General features: G+C 37.6%; 10 protein-coding genes. 3 read left to right on the top strand and 7 right to left on the bottom strand.

The features are described from left to right. Positions 1-120: 120 nt before the first annotated feature. Complete coding sequence (locus IGJ95_RS03100; RefSeq protein WP_019724362.1) at positions 121-297, top strand: hypothetical protein; 177 nt, start codon at positions 121-123, stop codon at positions 295-297. 125 nt (positions 298-422) lie between these two features. On the opposite strand, the gene IGJ95_RS03095 is transcribed toward IGJ95_RS03100, so the two are convergent. Further along, complete coding sequence (locus tag IGJ95_RS03095) at positions 423-806, bottom strand: DUF7006 family protein (RefSeq protein WP_019724361.1); 384 nt, start codon at positions 804-806, stop codon at positions 423-425. A gap of 1,035 nt (positions 807-1,841) precedes the next feature. On the opposite strand from IGJ95_RS03095, the gene IGJ95_RS03090 reads away from it, so the two are divergent. Then, the gene (locus IGJ95_RS03090) at positions 1,842-3,329 is read left to right on the top strand and encodes a helix-turn-helix domain-containing protein (protein ID WP_153830452.1); all 1,488 of its coding nucleotides are present in this window, start codon (positions 1,842-1,844) and stop codon (positions 3,327-3,329) included. A 241-nt stretch (positions 3,330-3,570) separates the two neighbouring features. Here the strand turns inward: IGJ95_RS03090 and IGJ95_RS03085 are convergent, their stop codons facing one another. The 4 genes from IGJ95_RS03085 to IGJ95_RS03070 all read right to left on the bottom strand — a co-directional run bounded on the left by IGJ95_RS03085 (position 3,571) and on the right by IGJ95_RS03070 (position 10,814). Further along, complete coding sequence (locus IGJ95_RS03085; RefSeq protein ID WP_226076762.1) at positions 3,571-8,442, bottom strand: WxL domain-containing protein; 4,872 nt, start codon at positions 8,440-8,442, stop codon at positions 3,571-3,573. Positions 8,443-8,455: 13 nt separating this feature from the next. After that, positions 8,456-9,541 carry a DUF916 and DUF3324 domain-containing protein gene (locus IGJ95_RS03080; protein ID WP_153830450.1) on the bottom strand — a complete coding sequence of 362 codons (1,086 nt, stop codon included), beginning with the start codon at positions 9,539-9,541 and terminating at the stop codon, positions 8,456-8,458. Between the two features lie 75 nt (positions 9,542-9,616). Further along, a complete protein-coding gene (locus IGJ95_RS03075; RefSeq protein ID WP_071866713.1) occupies positions 9,617-10,420 on the bottom strand; it encodes a WxL domain-containing protein in 804 nt (267 codons plus the stop codon). A 22-nt stretch (positions 10,421-10,442) separates the two neighbouring features. After that, positions 10,443-10,814, bottom strand: a complete 372-nt coding sequence (locus IGJ95_RS03070; protein WP_023519160.1) for a hypothetical protein — start codon at positions 10,812-10,814, stop codon at positions 10,443-10,445. A 265-nt stretch (positions 10,815-11,079) separates the two neighbouring features. Here IGJ95_RS03070 and IGJ95_RS03065 point away from each other — a divergent pair, with 265 nt between their 5' ends. Next, positions 11,080-12,597 carry a helix-turn-helix domain-containing protein gene (locus tag IGJ95_RS03065; RefSeq protein WP_023519159.1) on the top strand — a complete coding sequence of 506 codons (1,518 nt, stop codon included), beginning with the start codon at positions 11,080-11,082 and terminating at the stop codon, positions 12,595-12,597. 216 nt (positions 12,598-12,813) lie between these two features. On the opposite strand, the gene IGJ95_RS03060 is transcribed toward IGJ95_RS03065, so the two are convergent. Both IGJ95_RS03060 and IGJ95_RS03055 read right to left on the bottom strand, forming a co-directional pair. Beyond that, positions 12,814-13,977: a hypothetical protein gene (locus IGJ95_RS03060; protein WP_023519158.1), complete on the bottom strand. Its 1,164-nt coding sequence runs from the start codon at positions 13,975-13,977 to the stop codon at positions 12,814-12,816. A gap of 144 nt (positions 13,978-14,121) precedes the next feature. Continuing rightward, on the bottom strand, positions 14,122-15,267 hold the full coding sequence (locus IGJ95_RS03055) for a pectate lyase-like adhesive domain-containing protein (RefSeq protein WP_438761433.1): 1,146 nt from the start codon (positions 15,265-15,267) through the stop codon (positions 14,122-14,124). Positions 15,268-15,441 lie beyond the last annotated feature (174 nt).

Below are 15,441 nucleotides of genomic sequence, written 5' to 3'. Positions count from 1 at the left end.
CAAGCTAATCGGCTTTATCCCCTGTCGATATTTGACAATGAAACAGCTTTCACCGTACACTATAAGTAACTAGTATTTTATTGTTTAAATAGGATATGTATCTTTCAGGAGGCTTTTATTTTGACTAATTATCATTCCAAACCATTCACATTCCTGCGCTTGGCATTATACACCCTTTGCAGTTTAAATCTATACTACCAATTCATCACAAATTCGATCTTTACTTGGGCGCTTTATTTGCTTGCAATGGGATTTGTTGCTTATGACGTTTTTGATATGATCAAGACACGGAAATAATCTATTAATTTTTATATGTATATGAGGTCGGGATAGAGATAACTTCTCTTGTCCCGACCTTTGTTTTTTTACCTGCGACTAGTTCGTTGAATTTTTTCTACCTTAATGAGAGCAATCAAGCTTCCTCAAGATTCACTAAGATAAATCAACTGCCATGGTACTGAGTGATTCATGTCAAGACCTGTTAGTTCTCTGTAAAAACATTTTTTATCTTTGGCGATCATTGAAATGATTTCTGATTCTGTCATCCCTAATTCTTCACATAAACTTTTGTTTGTACTTTTGATCAATTCTAATAGGATCTGTAGCTGTGCATCAATATCTAATAATATTGCTAATTTCAGAAAAAGAGTGGCATCTGTTTGCTGATAAGTCATTAGGAATTTTGTTCGTAAATCAAGATAAAATTCAAACATTTCTGGATGTTTACTGATAAAAGAATGATTGATTACTCTCTGATCATAATAGGCCAAGTATTCTTCAGGCGTTTCAATTCTTTTCGTTTCCATTCGCTCCCTCCTTAAAACATTAAAAACCACATTAATGTTTCTTTTAAGATTTATTTGTCAGATTCACTAAATTTAATTACGCTTACATTTTGATACTTCACTCAAGAAAATAATTACAAAAAAATATATCTTTCTTCACAGATTATTTTTATATTTACTCATTAATGAAAGTAACAGATTCTATATTTGATGTGTTTCATAATAACATTTAATGCAGAGAACATCTTACTAGATCCAAATCAGTTTTTCCCATTACTTAAAATTGTTTATGTGAGACTACCTTAAGAACAAGCCTCTTTCGTCGCAATAATTAACAAACAAATTGAACTAATAACACTCCTAATTTCTAACTTCTTCATGCAATTTTACAGTATTCAAATAATACTTCAATTGAATAATTTCATAGTTTTCTGAAATTTATAGATTGTTGTCATTAAGTTATTTTAATATAGTTATTAGGTAATATTAATTATCAATCTGAAAGCGATTTGTTTTTTAACCTTACGCTAGTGCAAAAGTGGATTGCTAAAAAAAATAGAAAGGACGAATATCCGGTAATTAATGGTATTAGTAGCTCGTTTATCTACTGAACACTTTGAACCACTATCAAAAACTGATCATAGAAGTAAAACCAACTCATTTGATACTGATTAAAATAACCATGTAAAATCGAACGCTCCAATAAGCAAATAAAAAACGTTAACCTTTCACTCAAAAGATAACATAAGTTACTTTTAATTTATATGAATGTCCACTACTCAATTTGAACATTACTCTCATATTCAACATATAAGAAACTTAGATCTAATGAGCTCCTAACTAAATGAATACTATGATAAAAGCAATTCTCCTTTACTCTTTTATTAAAAATATACATCTGAAAATATTCTAGCTTTTTTTGAATTTCTATCTCACTTGTTAACAAATAAGAAATTGGAAAATTCCAAAAATATATCTTTAACTTTCGCAATGGATGCAAGCCTATGCTCTATTTTCTATTCCCTAGAAAGATTTAGATAGGAGGTAAAAGTTCTATTGAAAAATTTTCAATTAAATTTTATAACAGATAAAGTAAAATTACGTTGGTTCCAAATCTTGAAAGAGTTAGAGTCTACTGGAATCTGTACGACAGCCCAACTGATTGGCATGACAAACAGTACAGCCAGGACATTAGTCAACGACATCAATTATTTGAGAGAATATTTCGAGAACGTCGCGGATATCCAATCCTCGAAACAAGGTTATTCTTTAAACATCCATTCTTCAGAAACCTACCTAGAAAAAAAAAGAGCGATTCTCGAAGATGAACCACTCTTTATTATTCTTGAACAAATTTTTTTCAACGAACTTCAGTCTATTTATGATTGGGCAGATTACTTTCATATCTCTGAGAGCACGATGATCACGTACGTTAAAAAAATTGCAGATCAAGTAAAAGAATTCAATATCACCCTTGAGCTAAATCCCGTCAATTTGATCGGATCAGAAGCCGATATTCGAAATTTTTATTTTGCTTTCTATTACGAATCAGATATTACACCCCACACGGTTTTTCCATCAATTGCGACGCAAGAAGTAGTGATTAAAATTGTTAACCTATTGGAGCGTCCTAATCAAAAAGTTTCTTCATTTGGTTATTTTAGTTATTTATTATACCTCTCTATTGAACGGATATTATGTGGTTGTATGGTGGAACTCGACCCTGAATTAAAAGATATTGTCCTTAATGATCCAGAGTTTCACCGACTTTCACCTGCATATTCGATTGTGAAGGATTATTTTAATATTGACCTAACACAAGAAGAAGCCATTTTTATTTTTAGTTCTGTTTTATGCCGTAGAGGTATCGAAAATCCGAAACAGGAAAAATATTTTTGTGAAAGGTATAATCGATGGCCACTAATAATAGCGCTTACAAGTAGCTATTATCAAATGATCAAGAGAAATACGCACACACAAGCACACGAGTTAATCTTATTAGAATCTTTTTTCACGTCCATCAAGCTACGTAGTCTATTGTCTAAAAGCGGAAATAAAAATATCCAAGATACAAATGAGTATGCCAAAACCTTGTTTAGCAATGAATATAAAAAAAATCGAGCTTTTTTAGAAAAAAATCCCTCCTTCCATCATTTGTTCTCTGATGATCATTTGGATGATATCTGTGCTAGTTTAACGATATTCACTGAGTCAATCAAAGAAAAATATTGGAAAAACCCTACGAATATCGCATTTATTTTTGAAGGAAATGAGTATATCAGTCAACATCTCGAAGCCTTAGTTCGAAAATATTTAGGGGGATTTCAAAATATCTACTTTCTTCGTCCAAATGAGCTATGCGCCTCTTATATTGAAAATCATGAGATCAATCTCTTAGTCACGAATTACAATGAATACTTGACATTTTCTTCGTTAGGTCTTGAATGTCTTTTATTAAAAACAGTACCTGATGCCTCAGATTGGAAAAAATTACTAAATAAAATTGATCCTCAATTATTACAAAAATTTAGAACGCAACATTAGTAAAACTTACAGTTATTCATTTTTTCTACTGCATAATGTAGTGATCCAAACAAGTAAATACAACTCCACCGATTCGGAGTAGATGGTCTTCGGACGACTCTTTCAGTGAATTTATACTTATAATCATCACTTGCTACATCTTACATCTAAAAAAGGAATTCAATTGACCTTAATGTACCGATCAATTGAATTCCTTTTTATTTTTTTCATTTCCAGTCAATTTTAATCACCACTGACTGGTTCATTCTATTCGATTTTTAGGAGTGGCTTGAAACGAGTAATTGATGTGCGTCGTATAGTTTGTTGCTTTTGCATTTGCTGTATTCGGCACATTTAGAAAGATACTGCTCTCTTTATTCGAATCATCCCCAAAATTATAAAACCATGTCTGCTTCTCTATGAATAGATTTGCATCGATCAATTGAATACTATTATTGTTAGGAATCAAGATCCCACTCGTGCGGATGATACCTAAATTATCTTCATTGCCGATTTCTCCAGTGCTTGAAATGGCTTGTCCATTTTTCCAACTAAGTTGGGCACCTTTCAATTCACCTGTTTTTTGATTAGAAAATTGTTCTTCTTGTTTGATGAACAAACTCCAGCCACTTATTTCTGATACCGGTCGCTCATCTGTCACCTGTACAAAATTCGGTCTGGAAGTTCCTTGCGCCGTACCGCCTACCTGACTCGGTAATGCATGGTACGTTTGTGTTTTAGTCGTAAGCGGTTGGGTCCCAAAGTCCCAATTACTTGCTTGATCGATCGTTAGCTCTCCATCGACCATACCACCGACAATCAATGTGGTAGCAGGAACAAACGTTGCATCCCGAAATGCTAATGGCGTTTTCGGATTGATGTTTCCTACGTGATTATTCGTCTCTGGTGGATTCATGACACCAGCTTCACTAGCAGAACCTTGGTGATCTCTTAAGAAGACTTGGATGACATCATCTACTGCTAAATTTAACTTCTCAACAGCAATCCTGATATCCCCTTTATCATCTATGGTAATGAGTGTAGGATCGATTGTTTCTCCATTATGAGTCGCCGTAACCTCTACCTCAGGATCGTCGGAATGACCTGAAATAACCCGCGCATTTGCCGGAACTAAATGATTGGAGAAAGTCGCAGGTGAAGGTGGTATGATAGGAAATACGGTGACATCTTCCACTTCATACACATTTTGAAAATCGCCTTCCATTTCACCTGCTAAAACCTCAACATCTGTTATACGTACAAGATCGCCTGCTTGTAAATATTCGTCAAGTTCGATTTCAAAAACGCCGCCTTGTGGCTCTTCATCATAGATACTAATACCTGGTTTTTCCGCTGTGTGACCATGTGTCAAGGTTTCGTATGTCTGAATCACTGCCCCATCTCTTTCGATTTCCACAGTTACCTTCACTTCATCTTGCCACGCGGGGCGGCTGTCATGGAGACCAACTGGCATACGGATCAACCCGTGGATTTTTTTATCCGCATTTGTCGGTACTCTCAATTCATTCACGATTGCCCAACGTGCATTGTTTGAGCTGAGTCGAGAATAAGAAGTCAAGCCCGCTGAGCCAAATGCTTCAAAATCGAAACGTTCTGCTGGTTCCATTGAAGTGAGCGTAGAAAAGTTAGTGCCAGAGAATGTATAATCCATATTGTTCGAGTGAAGATACGGATCGGCATCTAAGTCTGTACCATCTTTCCAAACAGCAAAATCACTTGCAGTAGCAGTTAAAGTGGAGCTCGCAATATTACTAAAAATATTCCCGCCACCTACACGATTATTCCGATAGTCCATAAATAGCGGATTATCGAAATTCACAGTAGTTGAACGACCACGAAAAATACCTGCATTTGCGCTTGCCGTACGACCGGAAGCTTCAAAATAACCTAAATTACTCACTCTGATCTCACCATTTCCACCGGCTGTATTTCCACCGGCTACTGTCGCATCACTCATATCCAATGCGGGACCATCATTCGCATAGATTCTTACTTCTGAACCCGGATCATTGACAGAAAACCCATTATTTGATCCAGCAGTATAATGGATTCCTTGGTTTCCACCACCTGTATTCCCATTATGAGCAATACCAGTCCCCTCATTGACTACTAACAATCGCCCCGCATTACTAACAGTCACTTGATTATTACTGCCCCACATCCGGATTGCTGGCGCCATTTGCGCCGCCCCCCCTGCGTTACCTTTTCTCTTAGTCACGGTCATATCCCCACCATTGATATTAAATTGATAGCCACCGTGCGTCGTTCCTGTATTATTTGGACCGGAACGTAAGAATCTTAAAGTAGCATTCGCATTATTTGCTTCAAGTTGTCCAGAAGGACCTGAATCTAACTTTAATGTCGCCTTGCTATTTACATTGAACTGTCCATTGATGCCTTGCAAGACTAATGCAGAGGATGAGTTCGCCCAAAGTGTGATATTTGCTGAATCGGATGCTCCTACAATTGGCTCACGCCCAATTTTTTCTGTTTCTTCTTCGCCTAACTTCACAGTGGATACACCATTTACAGTTGTTGCGATATAGTTACTTTTCGCATTGATACTTGTCTCTTTATTCTCTGCGAGGAGTTTGACATAATCACCATTCAATTGTATCGCTGTCGCTGCTTGCGTTTCCGCAGTTAACTTTCCGCCTTGATTAAGTGATAAAACAGCATTCGCACCGTCTAAGCGAATCCCTCTCTTCGTACCCGAGCGGACCAATACATCCACGCTAGCTCCTCGAGTAATTTCCATAGTAGGAGCATTTCCTTTTAAATAGATACTATTATTCGTTATGACGGTGTCAGCAGAATTAGTACTTGGAACTGCGACAGATAGTTGTGATTGGTTGTCAACAACCATTTTTGCTTGATTTCCTTGAAGAGAGACATTAGCAATTGCTCCGCCTTCATTTTCTACACTCATATTACTTTGGTTATCTAGGGTAAATAAACTAGTTTCACCCGTCAGAAGAACAGCTCCACCGGTACTTGTTGATTTCGTTGTCAAGTCACTTCTATCTAAATGGACAGATGGCTCAGCCCCAGATAGTTCCACTGCTCTTCCTGTCACGGTCTGTATGTCAGCCTTAGAATCTGCAAATGTAATACCCGCTTTCTTTCCTTGTAAATATATGCCATTGCCTGTTCCACTGTTGACTGTCAGATTCAGTTGAGCATTTTCTGAAAGAGTCGCTTTTGACTCTTCCCCGTAAAGTCCAATCAAACTATTCGCACCTGCGGTAGATACTAACGCACCTTGCACGTCTAGCGTTGCACCATTTTGCATACGTAACGTAGAATTTTTACCTAATGTGGTGGTGCCGAGTTGATTGATATCCTCGGTTCGGTTCCCTGTATTTGTAATAGCAACAGCACTATTATCAACAGTTAACATCGCTTCTTGATTCAACAATCGAATACCTGCCCCGGTTGTCGCAGTCATCTTCAAATCACTGTCATTAATCGTCATTGTCGGCGTTATACCAGTCATTGTCAGCCGATTGCCTGTACTAGAGTTGATTGTTACATTACTTGCGTCACTTACTTCAAAAGTTGCATCGTTTCCAGACATGACTAGACTATTTCCTGTAGTCGATTGGATTACTGCCGTTGATTTAGCTATGTTGAATGCGCCATTTGCACCTGTAAGGTTGATGGAATGCGCTGTATTCGATTGACTTTGCCATTGACTACCTGATGCCACATCGATTGTTGGGTTTTCCCCTGTCATGATAATTGCCTGTCCACCTGTAGTTGTCGCATTTAACCTTCCATTTTCCAGCTCAATGCTCGATTGATTCCCTGTCATCGAGAGCGCATTCCTACTTGTAGCGTCTGTCGAAGTAGATGCTGCACCATCCGCTTGTATTTGTAAGTTACCGTTGTTTTTCACAGAAACTGTCGCATTGCTTCCCGTAAAATAGACGGAATTTTGCAAAGCGGTTGTTCCACTGTTCGTAATAAACAGTTCTGCTCCATCTGCGACGGTCAGTTTTGCATTCGCACTCGTAAATGCCAACGCAGAATTTTGAGTATTCCCTAGCTTCACGACTGCCTGATTTTCTACGATAAATTCTTTTGTCGTAAAAAGCGCGCCTGGTAGATTGATCCTATTATCTATGGTTAACCCACCGCCAGTTATTCGTACCACTGCGCTTGAGATATCAGCTACTCTAAAATAATTGATCGATGAGCTGTCTCTTGAAACATCTTCCATTTGAAGGGTCCAATTTTCACCAGACGATTGCCCGATAACAAAGGGATTGGTATCTGTTTTATTAAGAAAAGTATTTTCAATTCTTAAAGTTTTGCTCTCAGTAGTCGTCAATAAACGCACTTGTCCGGTGCCGATATTTAAAGTATTCATTTGCCCATTGATTTTTAGTGAACGATCAATGTCCAAGTTTTCTGGACTGATAACTGAGCCTATATCGATCGAACGTTCCAAATTGATGATAGAAACCTCTGGATTGGCGAGTGCACTTAAAAATTCTGCACGAGTCGAAACCGGTACCGTTGCTCCTTGAATTTCTTCGTCCTGTTTCTCTTCCGAGCGATTTCTTTCTTCCTTTGGTTCGTCGTTTTCTGACTTTTCTTCTCCTGAAGAATGGTTCGGCTCAGCCTTCGTGATTTCTACTTTAACAGTTGCCACTTCTCCTACAGTTACTGAATAGGTTCCTGCTTCTGCAAACATCACAGGTACGGTAAATTCCTTTTTCGGAGTTTCTGATGATAAGAGCCACTGGTCGAACGTTTCATCATAACTGCTACTCATCCCTGATGACAATTCATCTTCAATGATCTCAGCAGTTGACGGAAGTTTGATTGCCACGTTATCCACTTCTTCTGTACTTATAAACGAAAGGGCAGTTACCGTCTTTTCAGTTCCCTTTATTACCGCTTGCTCCAAAGAAAAAGCGGGTGCCAGTGACTGGGTATCCTTCACTTCAGCTGATTCTGTTGATTGACTATTACTGTTCGGCGTGTTTATAGGTTGACTCCCTTGATCGATTGTCTCCGCAACAGCGAGGAAAGGTATACCCAAAGTATATAGTGCAAAGATTGAAATACTTATTTTAGTCATCATTTTACATACTTTTTGACGCATTGGTCCTCCTCCTCTAGTCATCTGTTTTATTTTCTGAAAGTGTATCCATGTATTTTTCTTGCATTAGTTTTGCTTTTTTCTTATTTTTGTATGTCGTATAGGCGAGTACACTAATAATGATCACGATTAGAACGATTGCTGCAATCAACCACCAGTTGGTATCTTTAACGGAAACATCTGATTGGTTCAAGCGTCTTGCTTCGTCTGCTGTCACATCAAAAGTTTCTTCCCAAGTCCATTCATGTTCGCCAGAGCGAGCCGTCATATTCAGCACATATGTCCCGCTTCTAAAACGTTCGCCATTGAGTGAGATTGGAAAATTAAAATTGGAGTTAGGTGCCATTTGCATCATCTCCTCTGATGCTCGATATAAAATCGTATCAGATCCTTCTCTACGTATCGAGGCTTCCACACTTAGTTCATTCACAAAAGTAGGTAAGAAATTCTGAATCGTCGCACTAAAGGCGTTTCTATAATTTATTTGATCCGCAAATACATCTAAAAGCGCCAATTCTGGAACAATCGTTTGTGTACGATCATTACTCGCTACGACACCAATTACATAAGAAAAAGAATTGATGATCTGCATTCCTTTATCCTCAGAATCCTCTTCCTCTTCTTCTTGTGTCACTTCGCTTAGTTGTAAGCCACCGGCTAATAATCCTTCTACCTCATCCTGAGGCATAGTGAGGGTTGTAACGATCCGTTTTTCCTCTCCTGCTTCTAAACGAATGGGTTCATCTTCGACATCCAGTAAGTCCTTCATTTCCACTTTTAATGTAGGATCGGGCTGGTCAGTTTCTCCGCCATATTCAACCACACCATTGATATTTGTGTAGGCAGTATGAGCTGTGATCGAGAGATCGATCGGGATATTTCTAACATTTTTCACCACTAACGTGAGTTCTTCTGTTTCTCCTGGTTGCAATTCCACATCAAAGTAGCCTTTATCATCCCCAAATTGACTTTCAGGCGTAATTGTGCGAACACTAAAATTTAGTTCACCATTGGCAAATACCTCTTGAGAAAAACCAACAAACCCGATCATTACATAAAGCATAACCAGAAAAGATGCTGTAAACTTGTTAAATAAAGGCATAGTTATCTCCTTTCTAAAAAACAACGATGCTGACTGCATCGTTGTTTTTTATCAACCTTTCAAATCTCTAGCTAGTTAATTGATATTTGCCGGTGTTGCAGACAATGTCCATAATAAATTAGTCGTATATTTGGAATTAGCATCTGTACGTGTTGTGCCAGGTACACTTAATTGTACAGAAGGATTAGCCAATCCTCCATCTACTTCACTGTCTTGCACTAAGTTGGTTTTATCTCCCCACATGGCAGTACTTAGTCCATAGCCTATGTTGCTTCCGGCAGTCATGATCACTCGGCTATTTTCCGGAATCAACGTGAAACCTGAATTTATCGTTGGTAATTCGTCACTTGTATTTTGAGCTGTCCCATTCGCAAACTTGACTTGAGCACCATTTAAGCTTCTTTCCCCATTCGTAAATTGTGCTTCTTGTTTCAATGCCAGGTTCCAACCTGTTAGGTCTTCACGTAAGTCACGTACTTGAGCAAATTGTGTACGTGCAGCTTGTTTTGTCGCTTCATTGACCCATGGGCTATTCATATCAGGATTAGGAAAATCAGTTGATTCTTCATCGATGTCAAACCACCAAGCGGCAGCTGGATAAGATTGATCTAATGCTGAATTTTGACGTAAACCAAAATCATAATCACCAACATATGCAATTGCAAAAGCACCATCTTGAGTAGGAGGTACGATGACTTCTTCTGGTCCCGGGTTTGGATCAATTGTTTCACCGTTGTCCTCATCCGCTTCACGATATTGGATCTGTCCATTCGTTTTTAGTGTTCCATCCTGATCTGTATTGTCTGCATGAACAACCATACTTCCTGTTGCTAGACTTGCTAATAACACTGACATTGATACTAGTTTTAATGCTTTCATTTATTCGTTCTCCCTATTTGTTTTATTTTTTTGTAAAACATCTACTTGATAGTGCGACTTGCTCGTTTATTTTCTTATCTCTTCGTTTTAACCAAGTTCGAATGACCCATAAAAGAATTAGTAGACCCAGCAACCCGTAACTTGGTATCACTTGATTTAATTTTGGTAATTGTCCATTTACCTGTACATATTCGTCTCTATCTGAGGGTTGCGCCTGCTCTTCAGAAGGTGGTTGTGGTTTAGGGTCCCCTTCATAATCGATTTCTCCGTAAAACCCTACATTCTTATTCGTTTCTACAGAGGAGCCTTCTGCCGCAAAGACTTGAACTGGTTGATGAAGCATCCCAAGAAACAATAAAATGGTCCATAACAAATACCAAGGCTTCTTTTTCACATTTATTTCATTCCTCCTATTCTAGGTAACTACATTTATTTTCTTCTAAATAACATTTTTATGACTCAAGTTTGTTTTTTAGAAGAGTACATTATATACTTTAAACAACACACGCATTCTTTCGCAATTAGCGTTTTTCACCATACTCTGAAATTATTACTATTTACTAATTATACTTAATAGATATAATTTACTTAAAATTAGCTACACCTAAAACAAAGAATCAACTACCCTAAACTAAACTGATCTATGAGAGGTGGGTACATTGAAAACATTCCAACTGAATTTCATTACCAATAAACCACTGATACGATGGCTTCAAATCCTCAATGAATTTGAAAAGAATGCTTGTTGCAACGCGAATGACTTAGCAATACTTACTGAGAGCACTTCTAGAACAATTGGTAAAGATATCTGTCAGATCCGAGATTATTTTGAAGATTCGATCACGATTGAATCTACCCATCAGGGGTATGTATTCAAACAATTAAAATTAGTTACTTACGAAGAGAAAAAAACTGCTTTACTTGAGAACGAGCCACTTTTTTTAATTCTTGAGAAAATTTTTTTTGCTGAATTATATACCCTTGACGATTGGTCCGATCAGTTACATCTCTCTAAAACGACCCTCTTGAAATACCTCAAAAAAATCCAATCACAGTTAGTTCATTTTGATTTGGATATCACGCATGATCCCGTAAATATCATTGGTCAAGAAGCAGATATACGACATTTTTTTTGCACGTTCTTTTATGAATCTGAAATCACTCCGCACACCATCTTCCCTTCTGTTTCCGCTCAGCAAGCGGTGAATGAAATCAGTTGTCTGTATAAGAATGACTTCTATCGAAATACCTCATTTTTCTTATACACTTACTTACTTTATATCTCGGTTGAGCGATTCATGCAGGGAAATACTGTGAACGTAAATAACCACTTACGCTGTGTCCTGACTGATCGGATGCAACAAGTACATGCCGAAAAAATAAATGACGTAATTGAAAAATATTACGGCATCCGTTTGCCTGAAGATGAACTGATTTTCTTATTCTGTAGCATTATTACACAGAGAAAAATGAGTGATATCATTGTTGAAAAACAATTTTGTTCAACATACAATCAGTGGCCAGAAAGCAAACGACTTGCAAAAGAGTTTCTAGAGATATTAGACTGTAGCGATGAAAATAAGCTCGTCAATCTGATCTTTTTAGAATCTTTTTTTACAACTGCGAAACTGAAAGAATATTTGTGCATTTCTGCTAATCGAAATACGCAAGATATCAATCGATTTATTAAAAAAATCTTCCCGAATGAGTGTCGTAAGTACCAATATTTTCTAGAAAACAGCTCGGCTTATCATTCGCTATACTCTCATGACTTTTTAGTAGATTTCGCTTCTAGCCTAGTGATCTACGTTGAAACCATTCGAGAACGCTACTGGAAAAACAAAAAAAATATTGCCTTTCTTTTTGAAGGCAATAATCATGTCATACAGTTCATTGAAGCCATATCGAATAAATATTTTATGGAATATCAATGTGTGTTCTATCCAAACGCTAGTGAAGTAAACAAGAACTATCTTCTTAAAAACAAGATTGATTTTTTGATCACTAATCATCCTGAACATGTAGAAGAATTCCAAGAAGTAACAGAATGTATTCTTTTTCGGTCTATTCCTTCTGCTTCTGATTGGAATCGCTTGCTCGAAAAAATCAATCCGAAAATCATCAATCAATATTTTTTAGCTGACAAAACGAGCTTTCCCTCATCCATATGCGAATGATAAATCCACCATACTCCAATGGCCTTTCGAATGGGTCTTTGCTAAGCAGATTTTAACTATGTCTACGATTACTCCTAACCTTGGCTTACGATTATTTTATCAGCACCTGTATCATGAAATGCTTGTTGTTTAGATTTGCAAATATGTATCGATTTTTAAGACAAAAAAACTCCCTCAAATGGAAATAATCTTTGAGGGAGTAAAAACGTGATAACGTTAGTCGTTCATTGATTCAGTTGAGGGAAATGTATCTGGGTACAGCTGACTAGCACTTCCAGCAGTATACTCTCGATAACCATTGAACCCTAAGAAATTCTGTGTAAAGCTATTGATGTTCGAAGAAACCACTTGACTCCCATTTGCACCACTTAACTGTGTTTGTAGATGAGCTGTCCAAGCATGAGTCGGTGTTGGTCCAAAATTATTATTCGCCCAGAAAGCATTTCGAACGGCATTGATCTGGATATTTGTTCCTAACGTATGGATCAATGGACTAGAATAAGCGGCAGAACCCGTTTGTCTTAAATGGATTTGGTAAGGATTATCAATTGTTAAATGTCCAGATCCAAGGACTTTTACTACTGGCTCTCCACCAGTATGATCTGCTTTAAATGTTGAGAATTCCCCCACATACATCCGACCATTTGTTGAAATTTGTACAGGTGATAAAATATTCGAATTGACAGTCAAACTACCGTTGTTGATCACATTCAATTGATTCGCCACGATGGCTTCATTCATGATCACTTGGGAGCCAGAGTCGATTTGCACTAGACCATCTGTTCGGATAAATGGTTGTTGTCTCTGTCTTGTTTGTTCATTGCCAACAACCAACGTATTCCCAGAAAAACTTACTGTTGAACCAGAGACACCTTGTATAAATGGTTGTCTGACTTGGTTTCCGTTTGTAACAATTGGTCGATTCGAGCTAGAGTTAAAATGAACATGTCCACCAAACCCTACATGTAGGGAATGATTATTATTCATATTGATAGTCGAATTATTGAGGAAATTGATTGTCACCGCTCGATTGACTGTGTTTAGACTAGTTAAAGCGCTATTGAAACTTGAAGTGACATTGATTACTGACACATTTGAATTATTGATGGCACTTCTAAATCCAGACCATGTTCTTACGGATGCAGTTGTGCGATTTTGATCATCTACAAAAAATTCCACGTCCTCATCATTTGTAAATGTTTCCCCATACATTGATAATGTTTCCCCATCTTTCAGAAAAACACCACCAGCAGTTTCGCCTTCTGTCAATAATTGTGCTTCTGGTACGATTTCACTTGCAGCGACATTCGTTACTGAAATTGGGCCAGCAAGGAGCATACCACTTAATAATAAGGTACTCATCAGAGTCATTCGTTTCATTTTCTTTCCTCCATTCATTTGATAATTTAAGATTAACGAAGAACTCACATTGAATCAAAAGTGTTTTTTCGTGACTATACGAAATTTTTTAATTGATTCTTTCAAGGTTCTTCAAAAGCTGTTGTGATTTCTACTTCAATCATGTTACTCCGGGAATGTATCAGGAAATAATGGCATCTCCATTCCAGCAGTATATTCTCGATAAGAATCAAATCCTAAAAAATGATTTTCAAAACTAACTGAATTTGAACGAAGAACTTGCGAACCATGGGGGCCACCCAATCGTGTCTGTAATTGACTATTCCAAACATGGGTGGGACGAAAACTCATATTATAATTCTCCCAAAAAGCGTTTCTCACGGCATTGATTTCCATGAGTACGGCAGAAGAATCGATCAATGGAGCGACAAGCCCGCCGAAGCCAGTCTGTTTTAAATGTATACTGTACGGATTATCAAAAAAAATCTCCCCGCCAGTCATTTTGATCACTGAATGACTCCCCCCATGCGTCACTTTTAACGAAGAAAATTCACCGACTCTAATCGTCCCATTGATCCCCATTTTTATGGGGGTGATTTCATGTGCGCGTAATTCTAAACGACCATAGTTGATCACAAATAAATCATTTGCTTCGATTGCTTCATGTATCCTTACATTGGAGCCAGACGGAACCTCGATCAATCCTTCTGTTCGAATAAAAGGTTGCTCTCTCAGTTCAGTTGAACCATCTCCGATGACCACCTCACCTTCTAGACTAATCGTACTCCCATAAGAACTTTGGATAAATGGTTGCTTTAATTGATTTTGACTAACAAATATGGGCGACTTGGCGTTCGCTTTGATTTCTAAAGTAGAATGCTTTGCCAGCTTGAGTGCATGATTATTTTCTAAATCTATACGAGCAGCATTGATAAAATTGATCGTCAATGGGCGATCAATCGTATCCAACGAATGAAAGGTCGTATTGAAGCTAGCTGACACATTGATAACGCTGACATTTTGATCATTGATAGCATTTCGAAATTGGTACCACGTTCTTACCTCCACTGTTTTACGATTTTCCTTGTTTACGACATAGTACGCCCCATCTTCACTGATAAAATGATGGACGTTATCGGCTAATGATTCACCATCTTCCAGCAAAATCCCATTGACCGATTCTTTCACTCCGATTCCAAGATTTGTTTGGAAATCATGCATTGTCGCTTCACTTGTTGTTGAACGTACAAAGAGTAAGCCTATTATTCCTCCTAAAAAAAATACCAAATTGAGCTGCATAATTTTTTTCATATCTAACACGCCTTCCTTTTATAAAGCGATCATACCTGAAAGCAAAATGGAATATCAAAAATGTTTTTTCTGCAAAGCAAGAATTTTTCTGTTTTTACAACTAGAAGTTGTGCTCATTCGGCATATACATCCACCATGAAACGAACAAACCAATAAGCCCCTTTCAATGACGGA

The organism is Enterococcus sp. AZ156, assembly GCF_051714165.1.
Taxonomy (GTDB): Bacteria; Bacillota; Bacilli; order Lactobacillales; family Enterococcaceae; genus Enterococcus_B; species Enterococcus_B pernyi.
Note: the sequence above shows the minus strand (reverse complement) of the source record. Positions and strands in the feature narration are given on the sequence as shown.